Below are 17,870 nucleotides of genomic sequence, written 5' to 3' on the forward strand. Positions count from 1 at the left end.
TCAACCCTCCTTTCCATCTTCCATTTGTACATCATCTGAGTCATTCTTATGGTGTACAAACTTCGAAACTACTTCCCTTGCTACTACCACGCCAAAGTAAGCTGCAGCAAGCCCTAAAATTGTTGTAAGCCCCATATAAGTTATAGCAGAGTAATAATCTCCTTGCACCATAAGATTTACAATTTCTTTGCATAATGTGGAAAAAGTTGTGTATGCCCCCAAAAATCCTGTGGCTATACCTAGTCTTAGGTCAGCATCAAATTGATAAATCTCAAATGAAACGGTTAGTATTAGTGCTAAGAGGAAGCTACCAGAAACATTAATTAACAAAGTGCTTATTGGTATAACTTCTTTATAATTATAAATATGTATATTCTTTATAAAATATCTTAATATAGCTCCTAGCATTCCACCTATGGCTATAAGTGTGTACTTTTTCATATGTGTTTGTCACTCCTTTTTCCAAAGTATATTGCTTATTTTGCCATGAAACACGATAAATATATCATGATAAAATAAAAAACTCCTACTCAAAGCCTAGCTCTAAGTAGGAGTCATTAATTGCAAAATCACAATAGTTAAGGTGAACTCCATCACCTATTTTATAAATTTATTATACTATATTTATAATTAAAATCAACAGTTATCCCAGAATATATAATATATATTCCTAATGACCAACTTTAATTAGTTTGTCCATACTTAACTTTACTTAACTCTTCTTGCAGTAAGGTAATCACTTCTTGTAAGTGCTGATATTTTAACCACATCCCCAGTACTAGGCGAGTGAATATATGAGTTGTTTCCTACATACATTCCAACATGATGCGGATTCGAGGATGATCCAAAGAAAATCAAATCCCCTGGCTCTAAATTTTCTCTTGATACATAGGACCCTTCATTTACCTGTGTTGAGGTAGATCTACTCATTGAGACTCCAAAATGAGCATATACATATTTCACAAAACCAGAACAATCAAAATTGCTAGGACCATTCGCACCCCAAGCATATGGTGTTCCTAAAAAATTACTTGCATAAGCAACTATGGCACTCGCGCTAAGCAATGATGCCCCTCTAGATGGTGTATACTTAGGCGCCCTATCTTTAATTTGATTTATTTGAGCCATAGCAACATTTACAATAGCTTGTCCATCACTAGTCTGGCTAGCGTATAATTGCTTTTGCACTTTAGCTTCAGCAATTAGTATTTTTTGTTCTTTCTTCTTATCTTCAAGCACTACTATTTTGCTTTTATTATCAGTTGTCAAAAGCACTAGCTTAGTTTTTTCAGCTTCTAGGGCTTGCCTTTGCTCCTCAATTCCATTTTTCTTATCTGTTAATTCTCCAATAATTTTATTATCATATTCTACAATCTTTTTGATGTTTTCAATTCTTGAAATAAGGTCTTCTATTCCATTTGAGTCTAATAAAATTTCTAAATAGCTATCCATACCATTCATATACATGCTTCGCATTCTCTTATTAAAAAGATCTTCTTCATCTTTAATATTATCTTCCGCAATTACTATATCTTTTGTTGTTGTGTCGATTTTTTTCTGAGTTTCTGCCATTTTAATTTTTGCTTCATCCATTTGCGCATAAATTTGTTCTATATTTGAATCTAATTTTTCAATAGAAATTTGTATATCCTCTACCTTGCTTTGTGCTCTATCATAAGAGTCCTTCTCATTTCCAGAATTATCTGATAATGGCTTTGCTAATATAGGCATACTTATCGTAGTAACTAGTCCAATTGTTACTATCAATGATATTATACTTTTACGCAACCAAATCCCCCCTAATCAATATATGTAAATATTTATAAAATGTAAACGTTCTTAAACCAATATTTTTATTGTATCACTATGTTATACCAGGCTTCAACAAAAAAACATAAATTAATTTGTAAAAATTATATATGTTCATATTGTAAATGAAAAATATAGGGTACTATACTATCAAAACAGAAATATGATTATACCATAAAAGAGGTTGAGAAATAATTATTTCTCAACCTCTTTTTTAATTTAGTATTTGCTCATATTTATACTTAAATAATAAAAATAATTAAGATTAAAATATACAAATCCTCCTCCAAGTGTTGTAGTATCGCCGATTGTTAAAATATTTCATAGTAGATTGGTCCATCATGTAATAAATTTTTATACTAGTAAATCTTTTAACTTATCTCCTTTTATTTCATCAGAGCTCCAAGGGATTACCGCAAATTTACCCTCTGCATGTGCGCAAACCTTGTTAATCCATTCAATTTCATTGCTTGCCTTTGCAGACAGCAATTTATTGGTAGTAGATGTGGCCTGCAGTGATGAATTGATAACCCACCATTTAGTGGCAATCTTTGCACGTTTTAAATCTTCCTCAAGTCGCATAGCTTCATATACAGGTGTAGGTTCAGCAAGAGTTACAATTATTACTTCAGTTTCATCGGTATTGCGGAGCCTTGGCAACAGTTTTTTCACAGATTCTGGGATATCTCCCTGTGAGCGCTTGATTTCTTGGTTATAACTTTGGGTTGAATCAAGTAGCAAGAGAGTATGACCAGTTGGAGCGGTGTCTATAACCACAATTTGATCTTCAGCACTATCTACTATTTGCGCAAAGGCTCTAAAAACTGCAATCTCCTGGGTACATGGAGAGCGCAAATCTTCCTCTACATAGGCAATATCCTCATCTGCCATAGTTTCTCTTGCCTTGGATAGCACTTCTTCCTTATATTCTTCTAGTTCAGCCTGCTCATCAATGTGACTCATAGTGATGTTGCTGCTTTCACTGATAACAAATTTTAGATGAGCTGCTGGGTCAGTTGTGGTAAGGTGTACCCTTTTGCCCTTTGCAGATAGTCCTAGTGCAATGGCCGCCGCAATTGTAGTTTTACCTACTCCACCCTTGCCCATGGTGAAGATTACTTTTTTATTGCTTTTGTACAAATCCTCAATAACATCTTTAAGCTGTGGAATGGTTTTCGCATTTATCTTTTCACTACTGACACTATAATTATCTTTGGTAAGCAATGCCCGCACATTTTCCATACCCGTTATATTGTAAGCTCTAAGTGGTACCATATAGGTGGTAATACCCTGTAACCCCTGCGGCATTTCATTAAGTGATTTTTGTTGTTTTTTATATAGGCTTTCTGATACGCTATCATCATAAGAACTCATCAAACCATTGATTATCATGGTTTGATTGTTTACCCCGATTTCAGAAAGTTCTTTTGATGCTCTTTCTGCTTCTTTAAGTGGTGTCATTTCAGGACGAGAAATAAGCATAATCGTTGTTAAAGCTCCATTACCTAAGGTTTCTACTGCTTTTTTATAGATTCCTCTTTTACTCTCCAGTCCAGATAGCTGACCTAAACAGGATGCGCCATGTGTGTTTTCGCTTATAAAATTACTCCAGGCTGATGGTAACTGAAGCATTCTAAGAGTATGACCAGTTGGTGCGGTATCAAATATAATATGGTCATATTCTTCCTGCACCCTTTCATCGGTTATGAATTTTGAAAATTCATTGAAGGCTGCAATCTCAACGGTACAAGATCCAGAAAGCTGCTCTTCCATATTATTAAGCACTGCCTCAGGCAATTTCCCACGGTAAGGGGCAATGACGCTCTCTCTATGTTCTGCCGCTGCCTTTATTGGGTCAAGATTAGCAACGAAAAGATTTGGCACCTCCACAATTGCAATACCGCAATTGGTAAGTTCTGTGTTAAAAACGTCCTGCAGATTTGATGCAGGATCTGTACTTATAAGAATCACTTTTTTCCCTCTATCAGCAAGGTTAACTGCTGTAGCGCAAGCTGTTGAAGTTTTACCTACGCCGCCCTTACCTGTATAAAATAAATATTTTGTAAGTTTAATATTTTGTGGATTAAAAATTTCCATGTTAATTACCTGATTTAGGGGCTGCTTTTATTTTAAAACTTTTAGGTTTTTCCCCTAAAAAGCTCATTGGAACATTTAAAAGCTTCATTAATTCTTTATTTGTTGGATATCTACCTATAAGCACTATTTCACCATCTAAGATAGTAATCGGCATCTCATCAATACCTTTTTCGTTAATGAACTTATTAATTACTTTATTATCCACAAACTCCTGCGGTGAACCTGAAAGGTTAAATCTGTCCACCTCAACACCATTCTTCTTTAATGCATTAAGAACAGTTGAAACCCTAAGAAGTTCAGGGTCAACCCCTACTCCACAAAGTCCTGTTGAGCAACACATTGCAGCTTCAAATATTTGCATTTTTTTCATAAATAATCTCTCCAATCATCTTTTATTACTTTAATACTCTTAGCATTTCTAATATTTTTAATACCCTTAATTATTTTTTGTTATTGTTTACTGTTTGTGGAAACCAATTAGATGTATTGTTTGCTATTTTTACAAGTATCAGCATTACTGGCACTTCAGTTAATACGCCTACAACTGTAGCTAGAGCTGCTGGAGAATCCATACCAAACAAAGCAATTGCAACAGCAACTGATAGTTCAAAGAAGTTTGATGCTCCAATCATTCCAGCAGGTGCAGCAATATCATGTGTTAGCTTTAACTTTCTACCAGCTAAATAAGCAATAAAGAAAATTAAGAAAGTTTGAATAGTTAGTGGCACCGCAATGAGTAAAATATGCAATGGATTGTTTAAAATGGTTTCACCTTGGAATGAGAATAACAATACTAACATTAGTAATAATCCAATAGTAGTTACATTATTAAATTTTTGGAGAAAAGTATTTTCAAAGTACTCGAGGCCTCTTTTCTTTGTCATCATGGTTCTAGTCAAAATGCCCGCTGCCAGAGGAATAACAACAAATAAAACCACTGATAAAATCAGCGTACTCCAAGGAACAGCAATGTTGCTAACACCGAGTAGAAGTTTAACTATAGGGATAAATGCAACCAATATAATTAAATCATTGGTGGCTACTTGTACAACAGTATAAGCAGGATTGCCTTTTGTAAGGGTGCTCCAAACAAATACCATAGCAGTACAGGGCGCAGCTCCTAGCAATATGGTTCCTGCAAGATATTGGGTAGCTAGCTCAGGCGCAATAAATGCTTTGAATACAACAAAAAAGAAAAATGAAGATATTGCATACATAGTAAATGGTTTTATAAGCCAATTTGTTACCCATGTTATATACAAGCCCTTTGGCTCCTTCCTAACATTCTTAATGCTTTGGAAGTCTACCTTCATCATCATAGGATAAATCATTACCCAAATAAGCATAGCTGTAGGTATGGAAACCTTCGCATACTCAAATTGATTTAAGAATTCAGGAATTCCTGGAATAAACTTGCCAATAAGGACGCCTACTACCATACAAGCTGCTACCCAAATCGTTAAGTACCTCGCGAAGAATCCAATCTCAGGTGTTTTAACTTCACTCATAATTGATCACTCCTTAATTTCTCTAAAATTACTTAAACTATAATTTCATTTTCACATCACATAAACATTGAAGTTTAGATTTAGCCAGTTTTTCACAATCACTTTTATAGGAAGATAATTGTTTCAGTTCTTTTGTTAAATAAGCAAATAGATCAGGGTTTTTTTCTATAAAGTTATTATCTATTTTGTAATACACCCATTGTGCTTTTTTGTAAGCCTTAAGTATTCCAGACTTTTTAAGTGCCGTTAGATGCCTAGAAACATTTGACTGGTTCATATCTAGACAATCCTCAATTTCACATACGCACATTTCACCTTCTATAAGCAGTGCCAATATGCGAAGTCTATTCTCTTCTGCTAATGCTTTAAATATATCAACCACTATTATCGACTCCTATCATATTTTTATATACTCATGTACTCATATAGTATGCCTTTAAAAATATCTTTGTTACTATATTTCCATTTCTCCACTTAAATCAATTTCATTATTTTCAATTCTTTTCTTTAAATCCTTTATTTTTTCTTCAATTATTTTTGCTGTCTTTATAAATTCATCATCTGATTTTCCAGTTGGGTCATCTAGTCCCCAATCTTCCTCATGCCTATTAGCCATTATTGGACAAATTACATTACATCCCATTTTTATTACAATATCAGCTTCTGGTATATCGTCAATTAATTTGGATGTATGAGTTTCATTCATGTCTATTTTATATAAATCCTTTATTATTCTCACCGCATCTTGGTTTATTTGAGGCTTAATTTCTGTACCTGCTGAATAAGATTCAAACACCTCTGACCCAAATATCACTCCCAGTGCTTCTGCCATCTGTGATCTACAAGAATTATGAACACATATAAATGCTACCTTTGGTTTCATAAAATAATCCTCCTTTTGTTTTATGTATTATTTTTAGTTTTAAAACATAAATCTTATATTCGTATATTCACTTATACTCATATTGTAATATTGACTACATGTTTTGTCAATATATTATTCTTATATTTTTTTAATTATTTGGAATCTGTCTTTTACATTAACGACCTTATATTCTCATTCCATAAATTATAATCACTCCTTCGTTATTTTATAGACTTCTAAAATCCCAAGTAAAACATATAAAAAGCAATAAGCAAAATAGCACTGCCCATAAGATATTTTAGAACTTTACTAAAAGCGCTGTATTTATCGTTTGAGGTAAGCCTTGTTACAAAAGCTACCGATGTTCCTGCTACTATAACTAGAAAGCTATGTCCTATTGAATATAATAGTAAAAGCAGTAATCCCCTTGCGATATCGCCTTCCTTTGCTACTATTGAAAGTAACACTACAAGTACTGGGGTTGCACAGGGTGATGAAAATATTCCTCCTAGGACTCCTGCTACAAAGGCCCCTATAAAACCTTTTTTAGGTTTATTGCTCCCTAAAGAGGTTGATGGTATAAAATTATATACCTCCCACACTTGAAGTGCCATAAGTACCATCAAAACACCTAGTGCGATATACCATAAAGAGCTTGATGTTCCCATAAGTTTACCTAGAATGGCCGCCATGGTGCCGAGAATTGTGAAAGTAACTGCCATCCCACTAGCAAAAACTATGGATAGCTTAAATGCTCTTTTTATATCATTATTTCCAGAGCCTCCTACATACCCAATTACAAGGGGCACACTTGTAATTGCACAGGGGGTAACTGAGGTTAAAACCCCTGCAAGTAGTGCAATAAATGGTGCAAGCCAAAAACTATCAGATATAAGCTTTGATAATATATCTAGCCATTCATTAATCATTCCACACCCATCTCCTTAAATACACTGAGGATTTGCTCCTTAGTCATCCCCCCCTCATGAGTAGTAAATGCATGCTCTTTTGTATCTTTTGAAGAATACATTTGCATTTGTGAGGCTTCTGGGTCTTTCGGGGTATAAGGTTTGCCATCCTTATCAAAAAAAATCTGTGTTGGGATTACACTGATGGGATAACCCTCTGCTAAACTTTGATATTTCCAGACATCAACAAATTTTATAATTACTTTCCCACGAAGCTCCTGGTTAAGCTGCTTTAAAACAGGAGCCATTTCCGTGCAGGGTATACAGGTATCAGCACCAAAATCAATCATAATGGGTAGTCCATAAGCTTTAAGCTTTTCAATATCTAAGCTATCCGTTACGTATAGATCAAAAGAGTGATTATCATCTATAACAATTGGTGTTTTATTAGAGCTTTTCAAATACCATATTGCTCCTATAGCTACAGCTATAAGTAAAGGTATTAATATTTTCGCCATATTCTTAGAAAACTTTACACCCTTTATTTTATCCATTATAAGCACACCCCTTAAATTTTCATCTATATCAATCTATGTATCATGTGATATGTTTATACATAGATTGTTTGTCAATGTGCTATTCCAAAAATGAAAATATAAAGGAGCTAATTGTATGTCAACTCCACCCATGAAACAGAATGCGTCCTCTAAATATTGCTAAATTAGTTAATGAAGTGATACTACCCAGTTATCTGCCATAACAATAAACCCTGCTAGTCCTAATGTAAAACAATACTATTTTTATTTAGACTTTTCTTTTCCATCTTAACCCTCCCATTTTTAATCGTTATATCTAAATATTAAGATATGTAATATATGTAATAAGGGCCTTATTTTTAGGCCCTTATTACAATTTTGTAGATTTGTAAATGTATCTTAATATACTAACTTACTTAATTATAAATATTTCTTAATTTCCTCAGCTGATGGTACTCTTCCCATTATCTTCACTTTCTCATCTACCACTAAAGCAGGTGTTTTCATAACTCCATAAGCCATGATTTGTTTAAAATCTTCAACCTTTTCTATAGTTGCCTCAATGCCTAACTCCTCTACTGCCTTTCTTGTGTTTTCCTCTAATTTCTTGCAACTTGAACATCCTGAACCCAAAACTTTTATTATCATAATAATTCCTCCTTTAAACTTATATTTTTAAACTAATAAAAATGAAAATGCATTAAATAAATATCCTATTATAACTATGCCTGTTGCAACTATAGCTACAAATATAGTTAATAATTTAGGTTTAACAACTTTACTAAGCATAATTATGGATGGAAGTGAAAGAGCAGTTACTGCCATCATAAAGGATAATACTGTACCAATTCCTACACCTTTACCAAATAGCGCTTCTGCTATTGGTAGCGTGCCGAATATGTCAGCATACATTGGTATACCTACAGCAGTAGCTAGTAATACTGCAAATGGATTGTTATTTCCAACTACGGTTTCTATTATTGATTGAGGTATCCAATTGTGAATGGCAGCGCCAACACCAACCCCGATTAAAACATATATCCAAACCTTATGAAATACGTCTTTGACCTGCTGCTTTGAATAAGATATTCGCTCGCCCTTTGTCATTTCAACTATCTCTGCGTCCACATTTTCTATTTCTTTAACATAACCTTCTACATACTCTTCAAGCCCTAATTTATCAATAATGGATCCACCGATAACTGCTAAAATTAGTCCTACAACAACATAGGCAATAGCAATCTTAGCACCAAAGAAAGACATTAAAATTAATAATGATGCCAAATCTACAAGTGGTGAAGATATAAGGAAGGAAAAGGTTATTCCAAGGGGTAGTCCCGCTGCGTTAAATCCTATAAATATTGGAATACTGGAGCAACTACAAAAAGGTGTAATAGTTCCAAGTAGCGCCCCTAATATATTTCCCTTAATGCCCTTTATATTCCCAAGAAGTTTTTTTGTTCTTTCTGGTGGAAAATAACTTTGAATATAGGATATAAGAAAAATCAGCACAGATAACAGTATAAATATTTTTATAGTGTCATAAATGAAAAAATGTATGCTGCCACCTAATCTTTCTTTGATTGATAATCCAAATAGATTTTCCACAAGACCCTTAATAAGATTCGAAAGCCAAGTCATTTTTAAAATCTCATTATTGATCCAACTAAATATTTGTGATATTACATTCATTCTTGTCACCTACCTGTATAATATTTTTTAAGTTCAAATTGTAAAATTAAATCATCACTTTTAGCTGTTCTTCATTTTCCATGCTATGTGGTTAATTACTAGGATTGCATCTATTTTTAAGCAGTTCCGTATACTCATCACCCTTTTGAAGGGTTTTCAAATCTTTACTTATGGTATCGTAATTTTCTGAACTTGCGATTATTTTCTCTAGTATGCCCCGAAGAAGCTCATTATCCTTATCTATGTAATAGTAAATAAATTGTTCTTGCCTTTCATCTTTTACAAAGCCCATGTCGCGAAGTTTACCTAAGTGCTTTGAAATTTTAGGCTGACCTTCTTCTAGTATTCCTTGAATCTGGCATACACAAAGTTTTTTGTGATATAGTAGCACTAAAATCCTCATCCGAGTTTCGTCAGATAGCACTTTAAATAAATTCAATAGTTTTTCCATCATCTCACTTCCTTTAAATAAAATAATACTATGCATATATATCCATATGGGTATATATGCATAGTATGCCTAAGTGGTGCTTTTGTCAACTCTTTTTTTAAAAAAGTGCCACCCACGTGGCAAGTGGCATGTGTGTGGTAATAAACATATAGAATAAAAAATTAGCCACCTATTTATAAGATGAAAAGTATAGTATAATTACTTAAATAAAGTCATGGATAACCAGGATTTTTTATGTAAAATTAAATTATAAACTAGTTATATAAGGAGGTCATTAATTTGGCTAATAAAATATCAGATACCGAAAAAATTGTAAATGAAATATTAGAACAAGGAGAGATTTTTAACGATATTGAAGAAGATTTATTGCATGAACTATTAGGAAATAAGATATCCAAAGATAACGTAATCACTCATGCACAGACCCTTACTTTCGGGAATAAAATGGCGGATAAAATAGCCGCATCAGTAGGAAGCTGGAGTTTTATAATAATTGCATTATCAATTATAGCAATATGGATAGTGGTTAATTCTATTTTTAAAAATTTATTCGATCCATTTCCATTTATACTTCTTAATCTAGTGCTATCTTGTACTGCCGCTATACAAGCTCCTGTAATTATGATGAGCCAGAATAGACAGGAAGATAAAGATAGAATAAAATCAACAAACGATTATAAAATAAATCTTAAATCAGAATTAATAATTCAAGATTTGCATAAGAAAATGGATACATTAATTGAAAATCAAAAGATATTAGTAGAAAATCAATCTAAAATGGTGAAATATATTGATAGTTTACCAAAATAAAGTGCCATCCACGTGGCAAGTGGCAAGTTTAAAACTTGCCACTTGCCACGTGGATGGCACCATTTGTTTAAATTATATTGTTGTTAAACAAAAACTCATTGTCTTCCATTATTTCCTTATAGCTACCATCTCTTATAATTGTATGATCCTTTGAAAATACAACAACTCTCTTAAATACACCTTTTACATATTCAAAATCATGAGTTGAACACAAAATTGTTTTTCCAGCATCATTTAATAAAATCATGAGTTCCCTTAAAAACCTTTTTGACTCAGGATCAAGTCCATTCATAGGTTCATCAAAAACAAGCACCTCTGGGTTCATGACAAGTACAGAGGCTATAGCTATTTTTCTTTTTTCTCCTCCACTTAGGTGATAAGGTTGTCTATGTTTTAAGTCTTCAACCTTTAAGAGTTTTAAAATATCTTCAACCCTTTTCTGAACCTCTTCTTCAGGCATTCCCATTTGTCTTATACCAAATGCTATTTCTTCATATACATTTGAGCAAAAAAGCTGTACCTCTGAATTTTGAAATACAAAACCGATTTTTTTATGAAAGCTCTTTAAAAACGAATCATTTTGGAGGTGTTTTGAAGTTATTTCTACCCCCTCAAAGCTATAGCTTCCACTACTAGGACTCACTAGTCCATTAATCAATTTCATAAGTGTAGATTTTCCACTTCCATTTGGGCCTATAAAAGCCACAGATTCACCTGCATTAATTTGTAAACTAACATCTTTAAGTGCGGTATCACCACTATCATATGAGTAATAAATATTTTCCATTTTGATCAATAAAATCACGCCCTAACAAAATAAAAATATGAAGCTATAAAACCTATGTTTATTATAATACAAAAGATATCATTTAGTCTAAATTTGTACTTGCTATGTAATTTATATTCTCCAGTGAACCCTCTGCATTCCATTGCTCCATACATTTCCTCAGCCATTTCCTTTGACTTTATAAACATAGTACCTATGATTCCTGATAGCGAGGTTGTTTTGTTTTTGTTTTTTCCTACAGACCTTAGTTTAAGAGCGTATAACATATTCAGTGAAAACTCTCCAAAAATAACAATATACTTTATAGTAATATCCAAAACTAAGATAAAAATATCTGGTATAAAGAATAGTTTTAATGTCTTAGTTATATCGTTCCATTGTGTAATTGCGGATGTGATATTAACCGCTGTTACCGTAGTTAGTGTTTTAATTACAATCAGTATACTATTATTTGTATTTCCCATAAGAAAAGAGGGAAGTAGAATAATAAGCGTAAAAATTGTTACTACTACCGCCAATTTGATTATGTGTTTTATTTCATCTGCTTTAAGTATGCTAATGATAAGTAGTAAATACACGTCTACTATTATAATAAAATTTAAACTTCTTGATAATGCTACAAGCATTATTAATAAAACTGCTGATATAAATTTAGTTATGGTATTTATTCCAAATCTATTAGATTTATACTTTGCGTTATATTTTAATTTTGTTAACATCTCTAAAATAGATAGAATGCTCTTGTTAATAAAGGTATTCTTTTCAGTGGAAGGAACATAATCATCTTTTTTCAAAAGCCATTCTGGCATTTAAAACTCCCTCTTTTCATGGCTTGCTTTACTATTAATTAGCTTAAAAATTATAATCACAATAGCAATTCCACCTATTGCTGAGAGTATATAACCCATAATTTCTGAGATTCCATTAACTGAATAATCCGGCATTAGTGCCTTAAAACTAAACCCCTTTTGCATTCCTTTTGGAATAAAACCTAATGTTTTACCCTTAGTTAATACATTATTAATTTCCTCTGGTGCCCACTCTCCCCATGCCGTTCCAGTTGCTAGTAGTCCAAGTGGAGAAAGGCAGACCATTCCAATAATGAGTCCATAAATCGGTTTCATCTTTATTTTTAAACCTTCATAAATAATTCCTGGTGAAGCCTGCTTAATAAATCCATATACACCAGCTGTAATAATTCCTTCTAGAACCCCTACAATAAGTAAATGGGGGATAAGCATTGCAGGAATTGAAACGTTTAATGGATATGGAGAATAAATTGGAAGTCCTGCTCCATCCACAAATAAAAGAGGTTGAATTCCAAATTCAATAGCTGTAAACATTGCAGCGGCATTAAGTGCTAAGTATGCTGAAATAAAAATTGCGGTGTAATTACCTTTATCTGTTTTAATTCTTTGCTTTATTAAATTGTAAGAATAATACCCTATAAAAGGTGCTATAAATGCCATATTAAAGCAATTTGCTCCAAATGCTAAAATACCACCATCTCCAAAGATAACCGCCTGCACGAGCAGTGCAATAGTTATTGATATGCAGGCTGCCCATGGTCCTAGCAGAAGTGCTATCAAAGTTGCTCCCACTGCATGTCCAGTAGTTCCTCCTGGAAGTGGGATATTAAACATCATAACCATAAAGGCAAACGCTGCTCCTATGCCCATGAGAGGTATTCTTTTTTTTGTTAATTCATTTTTAACCTTTTTTACAGCGATTTTCCATATTGGCACCATAACTGCACCCATAACTGCGCAGGTTGTTGGACTTAAATAATTATCTGGAATATGCATGAAAAACCTCCCTAGGCCTGCTCTAGTCTTTTAATTCTATATGCTATGTATTTTACACTGATTATTTATATATTACAACTTCTTGCTTATTAATAAATATCTTATCTTCTCTCAGTAATTGCTCGAATTCTAGTCTTATTTAATAATTTTATCATAATTTATCAGAATAGTACATATTTTGTCTAAGGTCATTTATGTCTTTGACTCAATTTTTCAAGTACTCTGACATTAAATTGTAACAACTCATAGTAGCAATATATTTACATTATAATGTATAATAATATTGTTAAATAATATTATTAAGTCTAAATTTATACAATTAAGTAGGAATAACAGTTTTTTGGGGAGAAAAATCATGCTGAAAATCTTTAAAATGAATAAAATTAGAAATAAGATACTTGTATCCATTATTGGCTGTGTTCTTATTATGAGTTTGGTAGTGGGAAGTGTTATTATTGCTCAAAGTACTATTAGCATCAGGCAAGAAGATATGCTAAGTACTAAAGCGCAAGCCATAATTAATGGTAAAAAATTAAATAGTACCTTTATTAGGGCTGAAACTATTGTAGGAGGATTAAATTCAACTATTAATCAATTGGTTGATCTTAATACATTAAGCACAAATCCTTCAAAATATGAAGAAACTTTAACACCTATAATTAATAAGCTAAATAGTACAAATAGAGATTTTATGGGTATATATGTTGCTTTTAATCCAGACATAACCAAGAATGTACATGAAATTTTTTTTGAAGATACATATGATTGTGGTATATATAAACGAATAGAAAATGACACATTAAGCAATTTTAATACAAATAACCCTGCAATGGAATGGTATTATAATGCCATTAAACAGAATAAAGGAGTATGGAGTAAGCCTTACTTTGATGAGCTAGATGGAAATATAAGAGTTGAGATGATATCTTACAGTGAACCAGTGTATAAAGACGGAATTTTAATAGGAGTAGTTGGAATAGATCTAAATTTTAATAAATATGTTGAAATGATAAATACTATTCAATCAATTAAAGGTAACGATGGATATGCATTTTTATTAAATGATAATTATAACTATATAGTCCATAAAAATTTTACCTCACAAGATAATCTTAAAGAAATCCAAGGTGGAAAATACAAGTACATTGCCGATGCAATGTTCAATAACGAATCTGGGTGTTTGGATATTGAGTTTGAAGGTCAAAAAAAACTTATAGGATATACTCACCTCATAAATCAATGGATTTTAGTAACAGTCATACCACAGAAAATGATTTTTAAAGATATGCAGTCTGGAATTTTTTATGCTCTAATTGCTATTATAATAGGATTAATATCATCTTCAAGAATAGCTATACAAATAAGCAGAAAAATATCTGAACCTGTTATCCTCGCAACCCACTTTGCTGAAGAACTTGCAATGGGAAATTTAGATGGAAAGATTTATATAACCTCTAGCGATGAAACAGCAATGCTTGGAAAGTCTTTAAATAAGGCTGCAGAAAATATTAGTATCCTAGTTGGGGATCTTAAATCAACTGAAGAGAAATTGATTTACCAAATAGGAGAATTACGAAAATCAGAGGAGACTATTAGTATATTGGCATATAAGCACCCTATTACAGGCATTAGAAATAGGAACTATTTATTAAAGAACATGCCCGGAGTTTTAAAGAACCTTAAAGATAATAATCATGAAGGTGCCTTGTTTCGTTTAAATATTGATAATTTCAAGATTATAAATGATACTTTAGGTCATAGTGTAGGTGATGAATTCCTAAGAAAAGTGTCTGAGATTTTAATGAGCCTTTTAAAAGGTCATGAATTATTATGCCATTTAGGCGCAGATGAATTCACTTTATTTCTTCCTAATATAAGTGGTCTTAATGAAATAGAAGCACTATCCGAAAAATTACTTAATGTTTTTAGACATCCTATTACAGCTAATGGATATGAAATACTTTATACTACAATTAGTTTAGGAATTTCACTATATCCATCACATGGTAATGATATTGAATCACTATTTAAAAATGCAGATATTGCATTAAATCACGTTAAAAACCTCGGCAAAAATACTTATAAAATCTTTGATGAAGCCATGAATTTGAAGATATCTGAAAAATTACAACTTGAAAATAGCTTAAGACTGGCAGTTGATAATAATGAATTCGAAGTATATTATCAGCCTAAAGTAAATGTTAAAACTGGTAAAACAACATCAATGGAAGCCTTAGTTAGATGGATAAGCCCCACACTTGGCATTGTTTCACCGGTAATATTCATACCACTAGCAGAAGAAATTGGCCTTATAGATTCTATAGGTGAATTTGTGTTAAGAGAGGCTTGTAGACAAAATAAAATTTGGCATGATAAGGGATTTACTACCCTTAAAGTTGCAGTTAACTTATCCGGTAAGCAATTGAAACAGGAGAATTTAATTCCAATCATAAACAATATACTTATGGAAACTTCATTAGCTCCAGAATGGCTAGGACTTGAGATAACAGAAAGCATTTTGATGGACAACTTCCAGAAGAATATTAAGATATTAAATGAACTAAAGAACATGGGTATTAGCATATACTTAGATGACTTTGGAACAGGTTATTCATCTTTAAATTATTTAAGAAAGTTACCTATAGACTTTATAAAAATTGATAAATCCTTTATTGATGAAATAACCATTAATTCAAAAGATAGTTTTATTGCATCATCTTTAATATCTCTAGCTCATGGTATAAATTTAAATGTTATAGCAGAGGGCGTTGAAACTTTAGAACAACTCAATTTATTAAAAAGCTATGACTGTGATGAAATCCAAGGATATTATTTTAGTAAACCATTAAACGCAAGCGACTTTGGGAGGTTTTTAAATACTAATGGCTTGTGTGACCCATTCAACCTCTTGAAAAGTAATAATCATTAAGGTAACAAAATAATGGGAAATGGATTGTTTTCACACTAATCCATTTCCCATTCCTATATCTACCTTTTATTAATAATTTTCAGCTAATATCTCAAAATATGCTTTTGGATGTGCACAGGCTGGGCATATTTCTGGAGCACTTTTTCCTTCAAAAATATAACCACAATTAGTACATTTCCAGTTAACTAAAGTATCTTTTTGGAATACTGTATTATTTTCTATATTGCTTAGTAATTTTCTGTATCTTTCATCATGACGCTTTTCAACCTCAACAATTTTTCTATAAACAAAAGCAACATCTGGAAAACCTTCTTCTTCAGCAACTCTTGCAAATTCTGGATAAAGTTCTGTCCATTCTTCTTTTTCGCCGTTTGCTGCCCATAATAGATTTGCTTTTGTATCCGATAAACCTACAGGATATGTAGCATTAATTTCTACAACTTCTCCATTTAAACTTGCGCTTAAAAATTTAAAAAATCTTTCTGCATGTTCTTTCTCATTTCCTGCAGTTTCTGTGAATATATTAGATATTTGTATATATCCCTCTTTTTTCGCTACAGACGCATAATAAGTATATCTATTTCTAGCTTGTGATTCACCCGCGAATGATTTCATAAGATTTTCAGCTGTCTTTGTACCTTTTAATATTTTCATAAAATGCCTCCTTTTATCTCCGAAGAGAAAATAATTGTATATATTAATGTATTCTCTAAATACAATAATTTTCCTCTTTTAAATCCTGTTGTTTTCAAAAAATTCATCCCTTGCAAGGTGGTTTCACCTTATACCAAAATTATTACTTGCCACGTGGATGGCACCTAAAAGGCGGGAATTACATTTCCTTTATATTTTTCCTCAATAAATTTTTTAACTTCTGGAGAATTTAAAGCCTTTGAAAGTGCCTCTATATAAGGTTTAGTTTTATCTTCACTTCTAACAGCAAGTACATTTGCATATGGAGAATCTTTTGATTCAATGGCTAATGAATCCGTTGTTGGATTTAATTTAGCTTCTATAGCGAAATTTGAATTTATAACTGCTGCATCTACATCTTTTAAAATTCTTGGAAGTTGAGGCGCATCAAGTTCAGTTATTTTAAATTTCTTTGGATTTTCCGTAATATCAAGCTTAGAAATAAGCTCTCCACTCTTTAATTTTAATAATCCAGCATTTTCAAGTACCCTAAGCGCCCTTGCTCCATTTGTAGGATCACTTGGAATAGCTATTTCAGCTCCATTTTTTAAATCGCTGAGTTTTTTGTATTTACTAGAGTACACTCCCATAGGTTCTAGATGAACCTTTACAGTATAATCAAGTTTAAGATTTTTTTCTTTACTGAAGGATTGCAAATAAGGTACATGTTGAAAGAAATTGGCATCTAGTTGCCCTTCGGCTAGTGCGGTGTTTGGTGTTACATAATCAGTAAATTCTACTATTTCAAGGGTATATCCCTCTTTTGCGAGCAACGGCTTTACCGCCTCTAATATTTCACTATGAGGCACGGGTGAGGCACCTACTTTAATTATTTTTTTCTCTGGCACAGCCTTTGCAGTTGTAGCCACATCTTTTTTTGATCCACAGCCACTTACTGTTAAAATCACAACTATTGTTAATAATACGCTTAATATTTTTTTCATTATTAATTTTCCCCCTTGTATTCCTAATTTGTACTT

19 protein-coding genes and 1 riboswitch are annotated in these 17,870 nt (G+C 32.4%); of the genes, 2 read left to right on the forward strand and 17 right to left on the reverse strand.

What is annotated here, in order from left to right; all coding sequences use genetic code 11:
• From crcB to G9F72_RS23570, 12 genes are all read right to left on the reverse strand, one after another.
• Nucleotides 1-441 carry a fluoride efflux transporter CrcB gene (gene crcB, locus G9F72_RS23515; protein WP_164958046.1) on the reverse strand — a complete coding sequence of 147 codons (441 nt, stop codon included), beginning with the start codon at nucleotides 439-441 and terminating at the stop codon, nucleotides 1-3.
• Between the two features lie 100 nt (nucleotides 442-541).
• Nucleotides 542-607, reverse strand: a riboswitch (Fluoride riboswitch).
• 101 nt (nucleotides 608-708) lie between these two features.
• Nucleotides 709-1,788 (reverse strand): C40 family peptidase, encoded by a 1,080-nt coding sequence (locus G9F72_RS23520; RefSeq protein WP_164958045.1) that lies wholly within the window; start codon nucleotides 1,786-1,788, stop codon nucleotides 709-711.
• A gap of 375 nt (nucleotides 1,789-2,163) precedes the next feature.
• Nucleotides 2,164-3,906 (reverse strand): arsenical pump-driving ATPase, encoded by a 1,743-nt coding sequence (gene arsA / locus G9F72_RS23525; protein WP_164958044.1) that lies wholly within the window; start codon nucleotides 3,904-3,906, stop codon nucleotides 2,164-2,166.
• 1 nt (nucleotide 3,907) lies between these two features.
• Nucleotides 3,908-4,276 carry an arsenite efflux transporter metallochaperone ArsD gene (gene arsD / locus G9F72_RS23530; protein WP_164958043.1) on the reverse strand — a complete coding sequence of 123 codons (369 nt, stop codon included), beginning with the start codon at nucleotides 4,274-4,276 and terminating at the stop codon, nucleotides 3,908-3,910.
• 70 nt (nucleotides 4,277-4,346) lie between these two features.
• The gene (gene arsB, locus G9F72_RS23535; protein WP_164958042.1) at nucleotides 4,347-5,414 is read right to left on the reverse strand and encodes an ACR3 family arsenite efflux transporter; all 1,068 of its coding nucleotides are present in this window, start codon (nucleotides 5,412-5,414) and stop codon (nucleotides 4,347-4,349) included.
• A gap of 37 nt (nucleotides 5,415-5,451) precedes the next feature.
• Entirely contained in the window at nucleotides 5,452-5,796 is a 345-nt protein-coding gene (locus G9F72_RS23540; protein WP_224676230.1) for an ArsR/SmtB family transcription factor, read from the reverse strand.
• A gap of 72 nt (nucleotides 5,797-5,868) precedes the next feature.
• Nucleotides 5,869-6,297, reverse strand: coding sequence for an arsenate reductase ArsC (locus G9F72_RS23545; RefSeq protein WP_164958041.1), 429 nt, complete (start codon nucleotides 6,295-6,297; stop codon nucleotides 5,869-5,871).
• Nucleotides 6,298-6,515: 218 nt separating this feature from the next.
• Nucleotides 6,516-7,208 (reverse strand): cytochrome c biogenesis CcdA family protein, encoded by a 693-nt coding sequence (locus G9F72_RS23550; protein WP_164958040.1) that lies wholly within the window; start codon nucleotides 7,206-7,208, stop codon nucleotides 6,516-6,518.
• Nucleotides 7,205-7,741: a thioredoxin family protein gene (locus G9F72_RS23555; protein WP_164958039.1), complete on the reverse strand. Its 537-nt coding sequence runs from the start codon at nucleotides 7,739-7,741 to the stop codon at nucleotides 7,205-7,207. Before G9F72_RS23555 ends, G9F72_RS23550 begins: the two co-directional genes overlap by 4 nt.
• 402 nt (nucleotides 7,742-8,143) lie before the next feature.
• On the reverse strand, nucleotides 8,144-8,371 hold the full coding sequence (locus G9F72_RS23560; RefSeq protein WP_164946691.1) for a thioredoxin family protein: 228 nt from the start codon (nucleotides 8,369-8,371) through the stop codon (nucleotides 8,144-8,146).
• A 27-nt stretch (nucleotides 8,372-8,398) separates the two neighbouring features.
• Entirely contained in the window at nucleotides 8,399-9,415 is a 1,017-nt protein-coding gene (locus G9F72_RS23565) for a permease (RefSeq protein WP_164958038.1), read from the reverse strand.
• A 91-nt stretch (nucleotides 9,416-9,506) separates the two neighbouring features.
• Nucleotides 9,507-9,902 carry an ArsR/SmtB family transcription factor gene (locus tag G9F72_RS23570; RefSeq protein ID WP_224676231.1) on the reverse strand — a complete coding sequence of 132 codons (396 nt, stop codon included), beginning with the start codon at nucleotides 9,900-9,902 and terminating at the stop codon, nucleotides 9,507-9,509.
• 243 nt (nucleotides 9,903-10,145) lie between these two features.
• On the opposite strand from G9F72_RS23570, the gene G9F72_RS23575 reads away from it, so the two are divergent.
• A complete protein-coding gene (locus tag G9F72_RS23575; RefSeq protein WP_164958036.1) occupies nucleotides 10,146-10,676 on the forward strand; it encodes a DUF1003 domain-containing protein in 531 nt (176 codons plus the stop codon).
• Between the two features lie 67 nt (nucleotides 10,677-10,743).
• Here G9F72_RS23575 and G9F72_RS23580 read toward each other — a convergent pair whose 3' ends face one another.
• From G9F72_RS23580 to cbiM, 3 genes are read right to left on the reverse strand one after another with little or no spacing between them, the layout of a single operon-like run.
• Complete coding sequence (locus G9F72_RS23580; RefSeq protein WP_164958035.1) at nucleotides 10,744-11,472, reverse strand: energy-coupling factor ABC transporter ATP-binding protein; 729 nt, start codon at nucleotides 11,470-11,472, stop codon at nucleotides 10,744-10,746.
• 5 nt (nucleotides 11,473-11,477) lie between these two features.
• A complete protein-coding gene (locus G9F72_RS23585) occupies nucleotides 11,478-12,272 on the reverse strand; it encodes an energy-coupling factor transporter transmembrane component T (RefSeq protein ID WP_164958034.1) in 795 nt (264 codons plus the stop codon).
• A complete protein-coding gene (gene cbiM, locus G9F72_RS23590; RefSeq protein WP_164958033.1) occupies nucleotides 12,273-13,268 on the reverse strand; it encodes a cobalt transporter CbiM in 996 nt (331 codons plus the stop codon).
• Nucleotides 13,269-13,641: 373 nt separating this feature from the next.
• Between cbiM and G9F72_RS23595 the strand changes: the two genes are divergently transcribed.
• Nucleotides 13,642-16,197, forward strand: a complete 2,556-nt coding sequence (locus tag G9F72_RS23595) for an EAL domain-containing protein (protein WP_224676232.1) — start codon at nucleotides 13,642-13,644, stop codon at nucleotides 16,195-16,197.
• A 69-nt stretch (nucleotides 16,198-16,266) separates the two neighbouring features.
• On the opposite strand, the gene rbr is transcribed toward G9F72_RS23595, so the two are convergent.
• Entirely contained in the window at nucleotides 16,267-16,851 is a 585-nt protein-coding gene (rbr, locus tag G9F72_RS23600; protein WP_164958031.1) for a rubrerythrin, read from the reverse strand.
• A gap of 164 nt (nucleotides 16,852-17,015) precedes the next feature.
• Nucleotides 17,016-17,837 carry a MetQ/NlpA family ABC transporter substrate-binding protein gene (locus G9F72_RS23605; RefSeq protein ID WP_164958168.1) on the reverse strand — a complete coding sequence of 274 codons (822 nt, stop codon included), beginning with the start codon at nucleotides 17,835-17,837 and terminating at the stop codon, nucleotides 17,016-17,018.
• Between the last annotated feature and the right edge of the window lie 33 nt (nucleotides 17,838-17,870).

This window comes from Clostridium estertheticum (genome assembly GCF_011065935.2).
Lineage (GTDB): Bacteria > Bacillota > Clostridia > Clostridiales > Clostridiaceae > Clostridium_AD > Clostridium_AD estertheticum_A.

What these genes read in the sequence shown, in the direction of transcription:
- crcB (WP_164958046.1), bottom strand. Translation starts at nt 441, where the DNA reads ATGAAAAAGTACACACTTATAGCCATAGGTGGAATGCTAGGAGCTATA.
- arsA (WP_164958044.1), bottom strand. Translation starts at nt 3,906, where the DNA reads ATGGAAATTTTTAATCCACAAAATATTAAACTTACAAAATATTTATTT.
- arsD (WP_164958043.1), bottom strand. Translation starts at nt 4,276, where the DNA reads ATGAAAAAAATGCAAATATTTGAAGCTGCAATGTGTTGCTCAACAGGA.
- arsB (WP_164958042.1), bottom strand. Translation starts at nt 5,414, where the DNA reads ATGAGTGAAGTTAAAACACCTGAGATTGGATTCTTCGCGAGGTACTTA.
- G9F72_RS23545 (WP_164958041.1), bottom strand. Translation starts at nt 6,297, where the DNA reads ATGAAACCAAAGGTAGCATTTATATGTGTTCATAATTCTTGTAGATCA.
- G9F72_RS23550 (WP_164958040.1), bottom strand. Translation starts at nt 7,208, where the DNA reads ATGATTAATGAATGGCTAGATATATTATCAAAGCTTATATCTGATAGT.
- G9F72_RS23555 (WP_164958039.1), bottom strand. Translation starts at nt 7,741, where the DNA reads ATGGATAAAATAAAGGGTGTAAAGTTTTCTAAGAATATGGCGAAAATA.
- G9F72_RS23560 (WP_164946691.1), bottom strand. Translation starts at nt 8,371, where the DNA reads ATGATAATAAAAGTTTTGGGTTCAGGATGTTCAAGTTGCAAGAAATTA.
- G9F72_RS23565 (WP_164958038.1), bottom strand. Translation starts at nt 9,415, where the DNA reads ATGAATGTAATATCACAAATATTTAGTTGGATCAATAATGAGATTTTA.
- G9F72_RS23570 (WP_224676231.1), bottom strand. Translation starts at nt 9,902, where the DNA reads ATGCATAGTATTATTTTATTTAAAGGAAGTGAGATGATGGAAAAACTA.
- G9F72_RS23585 (WP_164958034.1), bottom strand. Translation starts at nt 12,272, where the DNA reads ATGCCAGAATGGCTTTTGAAAAAAGATGATTATGTTCCTTCCACTGAA.
- cbiM (WP_164958033.1), bottom strand. Translation starts at nt 13,268, where the DNA reads ATGCATATTCCAGATAATTATTTAAGTCCAACAACCTGCGCAGTTATG.
- G9F72_RS23595 (WP_224676232.1), top strand. Translation starts at nt 13,642, where the DNA reads ATGAATAAAATTAGAAATAAGATACTTGTATCCATTATTGGCTGTGTT.
- rbr (WP_164958031.1), bottom strand. Translation starts at nt 16,851, where the DNA reads ATGAAAATATTAAAAGGTACAAAGACAGCTGAAAATCTTATGAAATCA.